The following is a 15732-nucleotide window of genomic DNA, read 5'->3' as shown; positions in this document are numbered from 1 at the left end:
GCGTGGCTGGACTCTCTCTCATGACTAGATTCAGCACAATGAAGAAATATCAGCACACCACCCTGATCTGCATCCTGTCGGCGGCAGCGGCAACGTCCTACGGTGTCATCGCCACCGCACAGACGACGACACCCGCGCCGAGTGCGAATGCGCCAGCGCCAGTGCGCGATCTGGCCTTGTCCGTGAAGGGGCAACAGACATTGCTGCTGGACGGCACGGCGCCGTCGCGCATCGCGATCGGCGATCCTGAGGTGGCGGACGTGAAGGTTTTGCCCGCCTCGGGAAAGCGCGCGGGATCCCTTCTGATTTACGGCAAGAAAGCGGGCACGACGCAGTTGCAGATCTGGAGCGGCAACAACGCGGCCCCGCAAGTCTGGAACCTGCGTGTGGGCGGTAGCGTCCAAGGCGCGCTGGCCACTCGGGGCATCGCGGGGGGGGCCAATGTCGACATCGCGGGAGATCGGGCGGTTGTCTCCGGTCACGCCGAAACGCCGATGGGGCAGGTGGCCTCCGCCGCCATCGCGGCTTCCGCCGTAGGCGGAGAGAAGAACGTGGTGGACGTGTCCTCCGCGGGCACCGGCGGCATCGTGCAGGTTGAGGTCAAGGTCGTCGAGGTGTCGCGTTCGGTGATGAAGGAGGCGGGCATCAATTGGAGCGCGGGCGGCAGCGGCCCCTGGAGCGCGACCAACAGTCTGGTCCCATCGAACCTGGCGTCGGTGGCATCGGGCTTTTCACTGTTCTACGACACCCGGAATTTCTCCGCCAACCTGCGTTTGCTGCAGACCAACGGCATGGCGCGCGTGCTGGCCGAACCCACGCTGGTCGCGATGACCGGCCAAAGCGCCAGTTTCCTGGCGGGCGGTGAACTGCCGATTCCCGAATCCGGCGGTCTGGGGACAGTGTCGGTGACGTTCAAGCCCTTCGGCATTGGGCTGACGGTCACCCCGACGGTGCTGTCGCGTGACCGCATTTCGCTCAAAGTGGCGCCTGAGGCTAGCGAACTGGACTACAGCAACGGCATCGTGCTTAACAGCGGCACGGAATCCAGTTCGATCATCCCGGCGCTGCGCACCCGCCGCGCCGACACGACCGTCGAGTTGGGCGATGGCGAAAGCTTCGTGATTAGCGGCCTGGTGTCGCGCCAGACCAAGGCGATGGTCAGCAAGGTCCCCTTGCTGGGCGATTTGCCGATCATCGGGTCGTTTTTCCGCAGCCTTGATTACACGCAGGAAGAAACGGAGTTGGTGATCGTGGTGACGCCGCGGCTTGTCCGCCCCATCGCACGCGGGGTGAATTTGCCATTGCCGGGGGAAAAGCAAGAGCGTGCGGACAACGGCTTTAACGCCTGGGGCTACTACCTGACGGGTCCCATGGGCGGCCAGCAAATGCCGGGCTTTTCGCGGTGAACAATATGAAGACACATGCAAGCGAGTGGGTTGGCCTGCAAAACAGCAAGCGGTTTCTGTTCTGCTCCAAAGGCGCGGATGTCGCCGTGCAATTGGGGCAGGTGCTGGGCGACATAGGGATGCTGACCCAGGAGTCTCCCGGGACGGAAGAGTTGGCGCGGCGCCTGGCGGAGATTTCGCCACAGGTGGTGTTTCTGGATTTCACACTTAGCGAAGACGAGCCGGGAAAACTGTTCAAGTCGGCCGAGTTGGCGCGCACGCTGGCGCGTATCGCGCCGACATTGCCGCGCGTGGCGGTGGGCCTGTTGAGCCAGCCCGAGGGGGCGATCGCTGCGTTGCGGGCAGGTGTCAGTGATTTTGTCGATCCGACGGTCGCGCCGCAGGAAATAAAGGAGATTGTGCTTCGACTGCTGGACGCGCAGACGGACGGCGGCCGCAGCGATGGCTCGCGGCGCAGCGTCCTGCTGCTCGGCGCGCGGCCCGGCGTGGGGGCCAGCACCCTGGCCGTGCATCTGGCGCATATGGCGCAAGATCGCCTGAAGCAGGCACACGGCGCGCGCGCCATGGCCAACGGAAGCAAGGGCGCCAAGGCGGCGGTGGAATCGGGGGCCTCGCTGCCGCTGTCCAGCCGTGTCGCCCTGATGGACCTTGGCTGGCCCGTGGGCGATTGCCAGCTCTATCTGAACATTGGCGGCGAGTTCGATTTTTCTGAAGCCGCGCGCAACCTGCGCCGCCTGGATTCCACGTTACTGGCCTCTGCCATGCCGCACACGGCAAACGGCCTCAGCGTCCTGTCGCTGCCCCGCGATCTGGGCCTGATGCGCGATGTCTCGCAATCGGACTCGCTCCTGGTATTCGAACGCATGCGCCAGCATTTCGGCGTGGTGATCGCCGACTCGGGCGGCTTTACGAACCCCGAGTTTGTGGCGGGCCTAGCGCGCGCCTCGGAACAGAACTGGATCGTGACCGACCAGAGCGTCGGCGCGTTGGTGTCGCTGGCCGGCCTGCTGCAAGAGCTTGAGCAGTTGCATGTGGATCGCCGCAGCCTGGGGCTGATCGTCAACCGGTACGACGAACGCTACGGCATGACTGCGCAGCAGATTGCCGAGCGCTTTCAACTGGAGCTGGTGGGCACCTTGCCGGATCGCACGCTGGCCTTGATGGTGTGCACAAACCAGGGGCACCTGCTGCATGAAGACGCCGAGCGCGATATCTACGTGCGCGCCGTGCAGGGGCTGGTGGAAAAGCTGGGGGCGGAAGCAAGCACGCCCGGCGGGCGGGCAAGCTGGCTGGCCACCTGGCTGCCCGGCGTACACCGCCGTATGGTCGTCGGTTAACGCAACGACGCAAGGACTGCAACGGAAGCCGACATGATCATGACAGCGACGATAGAGTTTGGCGGTGACGGCGATAAGGGATTTTCGGCGTCGAATCGCTTCCAGGAAGTGAAGACGGCAGCCTACGAGCACCTGCTTTCCCGTATCGAGGAATTGGGCGCGGAGTTCGGCCGGTGGGCGCGCTCGGCGATCCAGGAATTCGTCGATATCGAGGTCGCGAGTTTCGTTCGCCTGCGCCGCGTGCCGATCAACGAAGGGGAAATGCGGCAGATCGCCGAGGCCCTCACCAAAGAATTGGCAGGCCTGGGGCCGCTCGAAGACCTGCTGGCCGACCCGGCTGTCGAAGACATCCTGATCAACGGTTACGACAACGTGTTCGTCTCGCGCCGCGGCGTGCTGGCGCGCGAAACGCTGCGGTTCACCGACAACCAGCACGTGCTGCGCATCGTGCGGCGCATCCTGGCGCCCATCGGCCGCCGGCTGGACGAATCCAGCCCCATGGTGGATGCGCGCCTGCCCGATGGCGGCCGCTTGAACGTGGTGATCGAACCGCTGGCCGTGGATGGGCCGATGGTGTCGATCCGCAAGTTCCGGCAAGACCCGTTGAAGCCCGCGGACTTGCTGACCCTGGGTTCGTTTGACGAAGAGATCTACCGGCTGCTGCATGAAGCGGTCAAGAACCGCTGCAACGTGCTCGTGTCGGGCGGGACGAGTTCCGGCAAGACCTCGCTGCTCAACGCGCTGGCGTTCTTCATTCCGGAAACGGAACGCGTCGTCACCGTCGAGGACACGGCGGAACTGTCGCTGAACCACCCGCACGTCGTGCGTCTGGAATCGCGCCAGGGCGGCTTCGACGGCAGCGGCGCGGTCAGTATCCGCGAACTGATCCGCAATAGCTTGCGGATGCGGCCGGACCGCGTTGTGGTGGGCGAAGTGCGCGGCGCCGAAGTCATGGACATGCTGCAGGCGATGAACACCGGCCATGAAGGATCAATGGCAACCATCCACGCGAACTCTCCGCGCGAATGCCTGTACCGGATCGAAATGCTGGCGGGCTTTGCGGGCTTCCAGGGTAGCGAAGACAGCTTGCGCAGGCAGATTGCCAGCGCGCTGGATTTCATTGTGCAGATCGGCCGCCTGTCCAACGGCAAGCGCCGCGTGCTGTCGGTGACCGAGGTCACCGGCATGGGCGACAACGTGATTTCCACGCAGGAACTCTATCGCCACGAAACGTTCACGACACCCGAAGGTGAAGAAAAGGACCGCTGGAACTGGCTGGGAATCCATCCCCACACGCCCAAGCTTGCCAAGATGCGCACCGAGGCGCGCAACAACGATCCCGCGCCGGGCGACAACGACGGCGGCGGGTTCTGGAGCCGGAGGCGCTGATGATGGAAGCCCTGGTACTGGCAGGCCTGGCGGTGGTGCTGGCCATCGGCGCGGTGCTGCTTTGGCGCCATGCCAACAGCGGCGCGCGCCGGGCGGCGAGTTCGACGTTCCTGGACAATCAACTCAACCGCGGGCGGGAAGCGCTTGCCGCGAGCGATTCATTTTCCAGCAATTCACGGGCGGTACGCAGCGGTCTCCCGAAGTGGGACCGGCTGTTGCTGCTGGCGGGCGTGCGCCAGAGCGCTGGCCTTTACGCGCGGCTGGCCTTGCCCCTGGTAGGCGCGGCTACGCTGGCTTGGCTGTTCCTGGGCGCCTTGTCCGGCGTGGTGGTCCTAGTGCTGGTGGCGATCCTGGAATATTTCCTGTTGTGGTTGCGCGCCGACAAGCGGCAGCGTCGAATGATCTCGCAGTTGCCGGCATTCCTGGACAACATCGTGCGTTTGATCACCATCGGCAACAGTATGGGGTCGGCATTCCAGACGGCGGCTGCGACGACGGACGAGCCCTTGCGTGAGGTGATGGAGACGGCGGCCAGCCTGAGCCGTTCGGCCAAGGAATTGGACGCAGCCCTGGTGCACGTGTCCCGCTTGTACGGGTTGAAAGAGCTGTACATGATTGCCGCCGTCGTTTCCCTGGCAATGCGTTTCGGTGGCCGCAGCGATCAGGTGCTGGAGCGCATGGCCGCCTTTATGCGCGACGTGGCCCAGGCGCGCAACGAATTGTCGGCGAGTTCCGCCGAAATCCGGCTGTCGGCGTGGATCCTGGCCTTGCTGCCGGTGGGCATCGCCGGTTTCATCATGATGGCGAACAACGACCTGTTCTTGGGCCTGTGGCGCGATCCGTCCGGATTCAAGATGCTGGTGACCGCCGTTGTCCTGCAGATCGGTGGCAGCTACTGGTTGTATCGCATGGCCAAGTCCATTTGAAGGGAGACGCGTGATGGATTTCCTGCATTCCTGGAATGTCTCCACCGTGTTGGCGATGGCTTTGATGCTGGTCGCAGCAGCGATGCTGGTGTTGGGCTTTGGCATGGCGCGGCGCCTGCGCGGCCAGAACAGAAGCCGTCAGGTCGTGGACCATGCGTTGGCGCGTCAGGGAGGCGGTGCGGCGCCGCAAGCGTTGCCGGCCCAGGACGCGGAAGGAAAATTCGCGGCCGCCACGCGCGCCGCGGATTCTTTCGGCAAGCGCTTGAGCGAGGGCCGGCTGGCGGAATCCTTGCTGGCCGCCGAGGACCGCAAACTGGTGGATTTGGCCGGTTACGCCGATTCCGCCACGGCACGATCACGCTTTGTCGTCGTCCGGTTCGGCTTGGCGATCTTGCTGCCGCTCGTCGCCGTGGCGCTGGGCATACGTTATCGCCATGTCGATTCAGTGAGCGGAATAGCCATTTCGGCTTTCCTGGGCTTCGCGCTCGGCTACATGCTGCCGAAATGGGTTGTGCGTCGGCGCGTGGCCCGGCGTCGGCGGATGGCGGCGGACGAACTTCCCTTGTTGATCGACCTGTTGCGCCTGTTGCAGGGAGTGGGGCTATCGATCGACCAGAGCATGCAGGTGCTCGTGACCGAATTCGGTCAGGTATTGCCGGTGCTGTCGCAGGAACTGCGCTTGGCATCCGAACTCTACGTGCGAGGACGCACGCGCGAACAATCACTGGCGAGGTTGGCGACGGGTTTCGACAACGACGACCTCTCGGCCATCTGCCGCCTGATCGCGCAGGTGGACCAGCACGGTGGGGCGGTGCAAGAGCCGCTGAATCGTTTCGGGGAGCGGTTGCGCGAATCCCGGCGCTTGGAACTGAAAGAAAAAGTGGGCAAGACGACGGTCAAGATGACGGGCGTCATGATCGTTACCTTGTTGCCGGCGTTGCTGATCATTACCGGCGGGTCGGGGTTTGTGGCGGTACTTCGCGCGTTTGCGCGCATGGGGGGCTCGTGATGGCAAGCGCGACAGGAACCAAGCAGAGCGCGTTGCGCTGGAGCCTTGTGGTGATGGCGGCAATGGTCGGTTTGAGCGGATGCAAGACCAATAGTGCAGAGTCCGCCTGGCAACTGATGCAGCAACAGCAGCAGGAGCAAGCGCTGGCGCGCCAGAAAGAAGACGAGGCTGAAGGGCGGCGCCGACCCAAAGAGCCTGAAATGATGCTGTCTCTGATCGCCGAGGCGCAGCGTCAGGAACGCTATTTCGCCTCGCTGGCCTATATCGACGCCTATCAGCAGAAGTTCGGCAATGACAGCCGCGTGGCGGTGATGCGTGCCGACGCCTTGCGCCAGACCGGGCAGATTGCCTTGAGCGAGCAGGCCTATCGCGCCTTGACCAGCGGTGACCAGGCGGCCGACGGTTGGCATGGTCTGGGCCTGATCGCGGGTGGCCGCGGCCAGTTCGATCAGGCGATCGACGATTTTTCCCGGGCAGCCAAGTTGGCGCCGATGAACGCACGGATCCTGGGAGACCTGGGCTATGCGCGCCTGCGCGCGGGCGACGTGAACGGCGCCCGGGTGCCCCTTGGCCAGGCGGCCGAGCTGGCGCCGGAGAACGGCAAGGTCTTGGCCAACATGGCGGTGTTGCTGCTGGTCGAGGGGGACCCGGTCAAAGCGCAGCAACTGATGGACCGGGCGCGGCTCGGCGATGACGCGCGCAGCCAGGTGCTGCGCCTGGCCTCCGAGATCCGCAGCCATCGCGCGCCGGCGCCGATGCCGGCGGCCGCTGCCGTTGGCGGTGCGGTCCCGACGCGCGTGTCCAGCGGTGAGGGCGCCGTGATGCCAATGATGAGTCCGTTGATGGATGGCCTGGGCAATGGGCCCATCGTGCGTTAACTCCGTGTTCAGGAATATTTTCATGTCTCACACTCGATTGTTCGGTTGCTCCACCCTGGTCATGGCGCTGGCCGCGCTGGCGCCTGTGAACGCGCAGGCCCAGTCGAATGCGCCACTGACCGGCAACATGTCGGGCGGCGCCGCCGGCGGCGGTGCGCAGCCCGCGCCGCCGCCGGCCGCCTCCTTGCCGAACCGGCCGGTGGTGCAACAAGTTCAGACGCCGATGCCACAGGTAGAGGCGCCGGCCGCGCCGCAAGCAGCGGCGCAGGCTGCCCCGCAACCGGCCGCTGCCGACGTCCAGGAAGGCTTTGGCGATGTCACGCGGGGATTGCTGGCGGCGCAGGCCGACGGTCGCCGCGCTGGGGGCGTGCTGCCCATCCTCGGGCCGGTGTCGTCAGCGGCCTGGAACCGCTATGTGGAAAGCTTCAAGCAGCCTATCCCGGACTGGTTCCAGAAGCGGGTCGAAACCAAGAACACCAATTAAGGCTTGGAGACGAGCCGGAGCCGCCAGATCATGCCAGCCGCCCCTTTGCGATCCGCTTTTCTGTTGCGCCAGCGCGGCAGTATTACCGTGGCTGTCGTGTTCGCAGTGCTGGTGGGGCTGGTGCTGCTTGGCGTGGCGCATCTTGCCTACAGCTTCTACATGAAGCGCGAAATGCAGAAGGGGGCGGATCTGGCTGCGCTGTCGGCCGTCCAGGTGCTCGGCATGGGGACGCCGGCGGATTGCGCGCGAGCCGTGACTGCGGGTCGGATTTCGGCATTGGCCAACGTGCCCGGCTTCTTCGCCACGTTCACCGCTGCCGACATCACGGTTGAGTGCAAAGTCTGGGATTCGACGCGGGCCGATGCCTCCGGGATGCATGTGTTCGATGCTGCCAGCGGACAGTCGTTCAACGCGGTGCGCGTGGGCGTACGCAAGCGACTGGCCACAATCATCCCCACTTTCTCGGGTGGTTCAGACGGCGGAACCCTCGTCGCGACGACTGCCGTGGCCACCAATACGCAACCCGTCGCGGCGTTCTCGGTGGGGTCCAGGCTATTGCGCCTGGAGCGGGGCGGCTTGTTGTCTCAGCTGCTGACCTCCGTGGGCGCCTCGCCTGCGCAGCTGGACGTGTTGGACGCGGCCGGCCTGGCGTCCGTCAACATTACGCCGGCGGGCCTGCTGCAAGCGCTCGGGCTGCCGTTGTCCGTCGCCACCGGGGTGGGGACGCCTGAGCAACTTGCCGCAGTCAACAACCTGACGTTGGGTCAGTTGCTCAACGCCACGCTGACCGTCATCGACAAGGCGGGCACGGTCGGTGCCGACGTGGGGCTATTGAAGAATGCCATCAATACGGTCTTGGCGCTGATGCCGCTGAACCTGCCCGTCAAACTGTTCGGCAACGGGGGCGTGCTGGACCTGTCGGTCGTCGGGGGCGGAGCGGCCTCTGCATTGCAGGCCAATGTCAATGCGCTCAACATTCTCGAGACGGCGCTTGTCGTTGCCAACGGGCAGAACCTGATCAATCTGGGGCTAAGCGTCCCGCTGCTGGGCGTGGACGCCCGGGTCCGCATCGTGGAGCCGCCGACCGTGGCGATCGGCGGCGTGGGCACGCAGGCGACCAGCGCGGGCATCCGTGTGTATTTGCGGATCAATGCCGGCAATATTCCTGTTGTGGGGTCAATCCTGGGAAACCTCCTGAATACCAACGTGGACTTGCCCATCATCATCAATGTGGCGCAATCCACCGGCACCTTGACCAAGCTATGTGAAGCGCCGCTGCCCCAGGACCAGGCCACGATCTCGGTGACGTCCTCGGTGGCCAACGTCTGCCTGGGGCGCTTCCCCGGGATGCCTGCCGCGAACGCGCCTCCGGGGGAGTTTGCCTCGCTGACGAATACCTGCGAACCCGGCGCGGCGAGCGCCATCGGGCGATATCGGATACTGCAGGTCCTGGGCCTGCCTTTCACGGCGAAAGCGACTGTGTTCGCGTTCAGTTCATCGCAACCCAAATCCGTGACCCTGACCGAGCCGCCGTCGCCCAACTCCAGCACCACGATCAATGCGACGAGTATCGATCTGGCGGCATTGGCATCCAGCGTCCTGAGTGCGGTGCTCAACGATCTCCTGGGCAATGTGATCAGCACGGACAACCGCGAGTTGGCGGCTACGCTGGTCGGCGGCAGCGCCACGAATGCCGGCAAGAGCATCGCGGATGTGCTCGCAGGCTTGAAAAGCGACGCCGACAAATTGAAAACAGGTCCTATTGGCGGATTGTTGGGCGGCACGTTGCAACTGGTTGGAAACCTCCTGGGCGGAGTTGTGACCATCGTGGCCGACACCACGTGCAATCTGAGTGGCTTGTTCGACCAGGGAAAAATCCGCGAGTGCCGGATCAACTACATCGCGGCAAATGCGCTTGGTGGGGCATCGGGAGGTACGAACGCAGGCTTGCAAACCATCGTGATGACCTTGCTGACGCCCGTGCTCAACACGTTGTCCCTTGTGTTGAACCAGGCGCTCAACGTGCTGGGTGTCAGCATCGGCCAGACCGATGTATCGCTGCTTTCCGTGGATTGCGGCAAGCCCCGTCTGGTGTATTGATGATGAGTTCCGTGATGTTTCTTATGTTTTGCCTGCCAGGGTCCAAGCCATGACCCAGAAATTCGCCCGCGACGAGTTCGACGTGTACGTGTGGGAAGGCACTTCCGATATTGCCTCCCGGGCGGAGCGTTGCCTGGCCGGCATGGATGTATCGCTGGTGCGGGCGGACGCCGGCACCGCGTTTCCGCCGCCGCGCGATCCGACGCGTCCGGCCGTGGCGCTGGTGTCCGTGTCGGTGATGGGCGACAACCGGTTCAGCGGCTACGACTGGCTGGCGGTGCAGGCGCTGCCGGTGATCTGGGTCGCGGCCGAATCCCGGGGACGCGATTCGCGCTATTACCCGCCTGAATATTCCTACACGCTGCCGCTGGCGTTCACGACGGCGGACTTGCGCAAGCTGCTGTTCGAATTGCTGGGAACGCTGGACCAGTTCAACCGTACCGCGCCCAAGCGCGAACAGCCCTTGATCGCGGTGTCCGAGCCGATGCGTGCGTTGCTGGCCGAAGCCGAAATGTTCGCCGATTGCCGCAGCAACGCGCTGATCCACGGCGAAACGGGCGTCGGCAAAGAGCGCATCGCCCGGCTCCTGCATGATCGGGCGGAATGGTCGGACGGCCCGTTCGTGGCGGTCAATTGCGGCGCCATTCCGGAAGGCCTGTTCGAAGCCCATTTTTTCGGCCACGCCAAGGGCGCCTTTACCGGCGCGGTCGGCGCCCACAAGGGGTATTTCGAGCAGGCCAACGGCGGCACGCTGTTCCTGGACGAAATCGGCGATTTGCCCTTGTATCAGCAGGTCAAGCTGCTGCGGGTACTGGAGCAGAGCGCGGTTACGCGCCTGGGTTCCACGGTGGAGATCCCGGTAGATTTCCGTTTGGTCGCTGCCACCAACAAGGATCTGCGGGTGCTGGTGGGCCAGGACGAGTTCCGGGCGGACTTGTATTACCGCCTGGCCGTGATCGAACTGCGTATTCCGAACCTGGAACAGCGGGGGGCGGAAGAGAAGATCGCGATTTTCCGCGCCTTGCTGGAGCGCCTGGGTGGCGAGGGCGACCCGCCGGACTGGCTGCTGGAGCGCGTGGCGCGCACCCGCTACGCGGGCAATGTGCGCGAACTGTCCAACGTGGCCGAGCGCGTGGCCATCATGCGGCGGCAGTTCAAGAGCTGGGATCAGGCGCGCATCGAGCGCATTTTTGACCAGATCGCCGAGCCGCTGCGCGCCGCCGGCACGCTGTGCGAACCGCCTGTCTTCACCGATGCCGAGCGCGCCGAGCGCGCCCGCATCCTGGCCGCGCTCGACGTCAACGGCTGGCGTCGCCAGGACACCGCCAATACCTTGGGCATCAGCCGCAAGGTGCTCTGGGAAAAGATGCGCAAACTGCATCTGGGGGGCGGCCAGGGTGAAACGACGGAAGGGACGGTCGAGGCATCCTGATCGTGCAATAGGGAAAGGCCCGTACGGGGCCACAAATTTGCTTGCGGCGAATGTAAGTGAGTCTGCCGTGAGCGAAATAAATTGCTATAGTTCCGCAACGATTTTTTTGGGGAAGGCATGAACGTCCAATTTATCCGTGCCGCCACTCGCATGGCGCTGTTAGGCACGGCACTGTCCGGCCTGGCGGCTTGCGCCAGCGCGCAATCCGAAGCGCCACGGCCCACGGTTAAGCAGGTCGAGGACAAGCCGGCCGCATCCACCCCGGTGACACCGCCGCCGCCCGCAGCCGCGCCCACGGCTGCCGCCCGGCCGTCGTCCACCGTGGCCGAATTGCAAGGCTTGATCCAGAACCGCCAGGTTTCCGAGTTGCGTACCGCCTATAACGGCACGTACGGCGCCAGCCTGCTGTTCAAGCCGGACGACCTGACCTATTACGTCGCCTTGTTCCAACAGAAAGACTTCTGGCGCGTGCTGAAGACTGTGTCGGAAAAGCAGGCGGAAGCCACGTACCGCGCGTTCGCCACGCAATCCGCGGACCTGGCCGAAGTGGACATCAAGCGTATCAAGCTGCAAGCCGAATACGCGAACGCCGAAAAGCTGTTGGCCAGCCGCAGCGCGCAGCTCAGCACCTTGCAGGCCGACCGCACGCTGCGCATGCAGCAGGAAGAGCAGGTCGCCGCCCGCCAGGAGCAGTCGCGCCAGGAAACCACGGCATTGGCCGATCAGCAAAAGGACGTGCGCCAGCAACTGCGCGATCTGCAGCGCCAGATCGATTCGTTGCAGGCTCAGCAGGCGCAAATCGACGCCAGCCCGGCCGCCAAGCGCGGCAAGTAAGCGGCGCCAATCGTCAGGACGGGCCTTCGGGCCCGTTTTTACTTGGAGGCTGCCCTATCCCCGCCTGAGGCGGGGGGGCGCCCGCCACGGGCGGATTCTTGTATTCTGGCTGCTGGACCCCATATAGCAACCATGGCTCTCAAAGTTTTCGACCTCCAGTGCGAGCACAGCCACATTTTTGAAGGCTGGTTCGGATCGCACGATGACTATGACGCGCAGCAGGCGCGTGGCTTGGTCACGTGTCCCGTCTGCGGGTCGGCCAGCATCACCAAGCGCCTGTCTGCGCCGCGTCTGAACGTCTCCCACCTGCATGCGCCGGCCCAACCGCCAGCCGTGCCGGCCGGTGCGTCGGACGCCGAGAAAATGGCCGCGTTGCAGGCCGTCGTGATGAAGCAGGTGCGCGCGCTGTTGCGCAATACCGAAAACGTGGGGCCGCGTTTCGCCGAAGAGGCGCGCCGCATCCATGAGGGCGACGCCGACGAGCGTCCCATCCGCGGCACGGCCACGCCCGAAGAGCGCGAAGCGCTGGCCGACGATGGCATCGAAGTCATGGCGGTGCCCGACTTCCTGGACGATGAGCGTTTGCAGTAGAAGATGTCGGCAATATGGGCAAAAAAAAGCCAGACCGGAAGGTCTGGCTTTTTTGTACCTGCTGGCCGGATCAGTTGTTGACGCGGCTGCGGTATTCGTTCGTGCGGGTGTCGATTTCGATCTTGTCGCCGATCGCGCAGAACAGCGGCACGTTCAGTTCGTAGCCGGTGTTGATCTTGGCCGGCTTGGTGACCTTGCCCGACGTATCGCCACGGACGGCGGGTTCGGTGTAGGTGATTTCGCGAACGAGCGTGGTGGGCAGTTCAACCGAGATGGCGCGGCCGTCGTAGAAGACCACTTCCACGGGCATCGCTTCTTCCAGGTAGTTCAGGGCATCGCCCATGCTTTCGGCTTCGATTTCGTACTGGTTGTACTCTTCGTCCATGAAGACGTACATGGGGTCGCCGAAGTAGGAGTAGGTGCACTCCTTGCGATCCAGCTGGACGACTTCGAACTTTTCGTCGGCCTTGTAGACCGATTCGCTGGCCGAGGCGGTCAAGAGGTTCTTGAACTTCAGCTTCACAACAGCAGCGTTACGGCCAGACTTGTTGTATTCGGCTTTCTGGACCACGAGGGGATCCTTGCCGACCATGACCACGTTGCCGACTCGCAATTCCTGAGCGGTTTTCATCGATAAAACTCCGGGGGTGATGGGTGCACTCGCCGTGCTTGCAAAAAGCCGCTGCCGCGAAAGACACGGACAAAAGAAAGGGGTCGGAAGACAGGCCGTAAGACCCAGCAAAAGACCCTGCTTGCGGTTTCATGCACACCCCGGGAGGCGTTCATTGTTGAGGCCCGACAAATCCAGGGCGACTCAGAAAACTCTCTATTCTAACGTTTCTTGGCCAAGTCTGCGCAAAAGTCCGCCAGATTTTCAGCCAGATCCGGCTGGCTGGCCTGCGTGGCATCCCACTGCCGGGCGGCGGCACGCCACGCTTGCCAGGCGTCAGGCGCCAGGGTTTGGGCAGTGGCTGCAGCCGTCTGCGCGGTTTCGGGCTGGTTCCACGCCCGGATCAGCGCATGCGCAGAATCGGGGGCCGGATAGCGGGCCAGCCAGGACTCCAGCTTTTCCAGATGGATGTTCTCGTCTTGCGGGTAGATCTGCCACACGAGCGGGCGCGCCGCCCAGGCCGCGCGGATGAAGGAGTCTTCGCCGCGCACGAAGTTCAGGTCCGCGCACCAGAGCAGGCGGTCAAAATCCGGCTGGGCCACGAAGGGCAGGCGCGCCAGAAGGGGGGAGCCGGGCGCGGCGCACGCGGCTTCGAGGCCGGGGGCCACGCCCTCGGGAACCAGCAGCACGCTGGGTTGCGCGTTGGCCGCCAACGCCTGGACCAGCGCGTCGACTGGCGCCGTGGGATAGCAAAACAGGGACACCGTGCGGGCACCGTCGCGGCGACGCAACAACAGGGCTTCGTCCACGCCCAGCGATCGCAGAAACGCATTCTGCAGGTCCATGGACGCCTGCAAGGCGTCGCGTTCGGCATCCAGCCCGGGTTCGCGCAACAGGCCGCCCGTGGCGGGCGTGAAACCGGGAAAGAAAAAATGCTTCACCAGCCCGTCCGGCCGCTGCGACGGCAGGCCGTGGCAGCTTTCCACCCAGGCCTCGGCACTCAGGTATTCCAGATTGATCCAGACCGGATGCACGCGTCGCATGCTGTCCACGAACACCGGCGGGGGATCGCAGGCGAACGCTTCGATGACGACGTCGCGCGCGGTCAGGGCCGGGTCCGGCGCATCGGACCAATGCACGATGTCCACACCGCCCAGTTGCTGCCGTGCCGCTTGGGGTTCGATGCCGGGCTGGATGCGTGCAAAGCTGGCCAGGTCGTCCACCCACAGGCGGATATCCCAGCCGCGGCCTTGCGACAGCCGGCGCGCCAGCCGCCAGCAGACGCCGATGTCGCCGTAGTTGTCGACGACCCGGCAAAAGATGTCTGCTTGCATGGCGGCTTAGTGGAACTTGGCGGGCGCGGCTTCGGCGTCTTCGGGCAGTTCGGCGTGCACCAGTTCGCCCAGTGGGTTCGGGAAGTAGGGCGCGCCGCAGTCTTCGCAGTATTCCGCCGGCAGCACGCCGGGGATGCGTCGCACTTCGGTCACGCCGTATTCCTTGAGCAACGCCGTGATCTCGTCGACCACGTCGGGCTGGCCTTCGTCGGACGGCAGTTCTTCCTCGCGCCCGTACAAGGGCCACACGCAGCCGTAGTAGACGTCATTGTTGTTGCGCGCCGTAAAGCCGATGCGGTATTCGTCGATGCGGCTTTCGCCGCAGCCGGCCACGACCGCGCGCAACTGAGACGCTTCCAGGCTGACCGCGCCTTCCAGCCAGCTGATGGCCGCGCGCAACGACAAGGGACGCACCCGGCGGTCGGCTTCGCGGTTGCTGACGTAATAGGCGTCAGGCAGCAGCGCTTCGAAGCCGCAGCCCGGCATCAGGGCGGCCAGGGTGGGCTGCGCCTGCGCGGCCCACTGTTCCTGGCAGGCGTCGCGGCTGGCGTCGGCTTCGCCCATCTGTTCCTGCCAGCGGAAGATCGGCGCGTTCTCGGGCACCGCCACGGCGCCGATGATGTAGCGCGTGTCGGCCAGCATGTTCGCGGTTTCGGCTTCGGTGTTCAGGGCAGGCTTGGTGGTTTCGGCACCCAGCGCCTGCGAGCCCAGGCGTTGCAGCCATTGCCAGGTTTCGCCGAAGGTGCGGGGCATCTGGTCCACGCTGACCAGCATGGGCATCAACGCCGTGCGCGCCTGGCTGGACAGCACATGGCCATGCAGCTGGGCAAGCAGTGCCTGCTGGGCGGGCGCCGCAACGGGGCCGGTGGGAATTGCGTAACGGGTCCAGGCGACGATGGGCGCGACGATCAGCAAGACGTCGTACAGAACGCCGTTCTTTTCGATCTTCATTGATTCGGACAGGGTTTCCGCCTGTTCGATCAAGACTTCGTAGGCGCCTATGTCGCTTTGCGCGAGGTGGTCCAGGGCTGCTTCCAGCGGGGCGTCCTGCCCAGCCTTGAGCAGCTTGGGAATCGCTTCGCCAAGCTGGTTCTCCCAGAACACGTCTTCGACGCGGCTGCCCGAGCGGTTAAGCGCCTGGGCAAGCGCAACCAGGCGGGTCGCGTCACGGGTCATGCGGGGAGCGGATTGGCTGCGGGATCGGGCCATAACTTCGGAGGACGTCCAGTAAGTGGTGTAACGGTGTAGTTTAACGCCCGCCGCGCGCCTCGGCATTGGGGGCGGACCCGGGCGTGCGGTTCATGCGCTGTCATGGAGACCGGCGGGCATGCGTTTGCGCAGGTGTCTGCATTGATGCCTATATGGCAACAGATTATCCCCGGGAAGGGGGTTTATTGCCGAA

Annotated in this window: 14 protein-coding genes; 11 read left to right on the top strand and 3 right to left on the bottom strand. The window is 64.4% G+C overall.

Annotated features, from left to right (window positions below; genetic code table 11):
- Positions 1-38 precede the first annotated feature (38 nt).
- The 11 genes from CEY09_RS13755 (at position 39) to CEY09_RS13705 (ending at position 12386) form a co-directional block, all read left to right on the top strand.
- Positions 39-1406 (top strand): type II and III secretion system protein family protein, encoded by a 1368-nt coding sequence (locus CEY09_RS13755; protein ID WP_088589039.1) that lies wholly within the window; start codon positions 39-41, stop codon positions 1404-1406.
- The gene (locus tag CEY09_RS13750) at positions 1403-2743 is read left to right on the top strand and encodes a response regulator/pilus assembly protein (protein WP_167390076.1); all 1341 of its coding nucleotides are present in this window, start codon (positions 1403-1405) and stop codon (positions 2741-2743) included. Before CEY09_RS13755 ends, CEY09_RS13750 begins: the two co-directional genes overlap by 4 nt.
- Positions 2744-2776: 33 nt before the next feature.
- The gene (locus tag CEY09_RS13745; RefSeq protein WP_088589037.1) at positions 2777-4132 is read left to right on the top strand and encodes a TadA family conjugal transfer-associated ATPase; all 1356 of its coding nucleotides are present in this window, start codon (positions 2777-2779) and stop codon (positions 4130-4132) included.
- The gene (locus CEY09_RS13740; RefSeq protein ID WP_088589036.1) at positions 4132-5058 is read left to right on the top strand and encodes a type II secretion system F family protein; all 927 of its coding nucleotides are present in this window, start codon (positions 4132-4134) and stop codon (positions 5056-5058) included. Before CEY09_RS13745 ends, CEY09_RS13740 begins: the two co-directional genes overlap by 1 nt.
- Before the next feature lie 13 nt (positions 5059-5071).
- Complete coding sequence (locus tag CEY09_RS13735; protein ID WP_088589035.1) at positions 5072-6067, top strand: type II secretion system F family protein; 996 nt, start codon at positions 5072-5074, stop codon at positions 6065-6067.
- Positions 6067-6945 (top strand): tetratricopeptide repeat protein, encoded by an 879-nt coding sequence (locus CEY09_RS13730; RefSeq protein WP_234818297.1) that lies wholly within the window; start codon positions 6067-6069, stop codon positions 6943-6945. Before CEY09_RS13735 ends, CEY09_RS13730 begins: the two co-directional genes overlap by 1 nt.
- 22 nt (positions 6946-6967) lie before the next feature.
- Complete coding sequence (locus tag CEY09_RS13725) at positions 6968-7429, top strand: DUF3613 domain-containing protein (protein ID WP_088589033.1); 462 nt, start codon at positions 6968-6970, stop codon at positions 7427-7429.
- Positions 7430-7459: 30 nt separating this feature from the next.
- On the top strand, positions 7460-9529 hold the full coding sequence (locus tag CEY09_RS13720; RefSeq protein WP_088589032.1) for a pilus assembly protein TadG-related protein: 2070 nt from the start codon (positions 7460-7462) through the stop codon (positions 9527-9529).
- Between the two features lie 49 nt (positions 9530-9578).
- The gene (locus CEY09_RS13715) at positions 9579-10961 is read left to right on the top strand and encodes a sigma 54-interacting transcriptional regulator (protein ID WP_088589031.1); all 1383 of its coding nucleotides are present in this window, start codon (positions 9579-9581) and stop codon (positions 10959-10961) included.
- 117 nt (positions 10962-11078) lie between these two features.
- Complete coding sequence (locus tag CEY09_RS13710; protein ID WP_088589030.1) at positions 11079-11795, top strand: DUF2968 domain-containing protein; 717 nt, start codon at positions 11079-11081, stop codon at positions 11793-11795.
- A 132-nt stretch (positions 11796-11927) separates the two neighbouring features.
- Positions 11928-12386 (top strand): DUF1178 family protein, encoded by a 459-nt coding sequence (locus tag CEY09_RS13705; RefSeq protein WP_088589029.1) that lies wholly within the window; start codon positions 11928-11930, stop codon positions 12384-12386.
- A gap of 70 nt (positions 12387-12456) precedes the next feature.
- Here the strand turns inward: CEY09_RS13705 and efp are convergent, their stop codons facing one another.
- The 3 genes from efp to CEY09_RS13690 all read right to left on the bottom strand — a co-directional run bounded on the left by efp (position 12457) and on the right by CEY09_RS13690 (position 15539).
- Positions 12457-13017, bottom strand: coding sequence for an elongation factor P (efp, locus tag CEY09_RS13700; protein WP_006225610.1), 561 nt, complete (start codon positions 13015-13017; stop codon positions 12457-12459).
- A gap of 200 nt (positions 13018-13217) precedes the next feature.
- Positions 13218-14330 carry an elongation factor P maturation arginine rhamnosyltransferase EarP gene (earP, locus tag CEY09_RS13695; protein WP_088589028.1) on the bottom strand — a complete coding sequence of 371 codons (1113 nt, stop codon included), beginning with the start codon at positions 14328-14330 and terminating at the stop codon, positions 13218-13220.
- A gap of 6 nt (positions 14331-14336) precedes the next feature.
- Positions 14337-15539: a DUF2863 family protein gene (locus tag CEY09_RS13690; RefSeq protein ID WP_088589027.1), complete on the bottom strand. Its 1203-nt coding sequence runs from the start codon at positions 15537-15539 to the stop codon at positions 14337-14339.
- Positions 15540-15732 lie beyond the last annotated feature (193 nt).

Origin of the sequence: Achromobacter marplatensis (assembly GCF_002209535.1) — a bacterium.
Lineage (GTDB): Bacteria > Pseudomonadota > Gammaproteobacteria > Burkholderiales > Burkholderiaceae_B > Achromobacter > Achromobacter marplatensis.
This window is presented reverse-complemented; position numbering and strand designations above follow the sequence as displayed.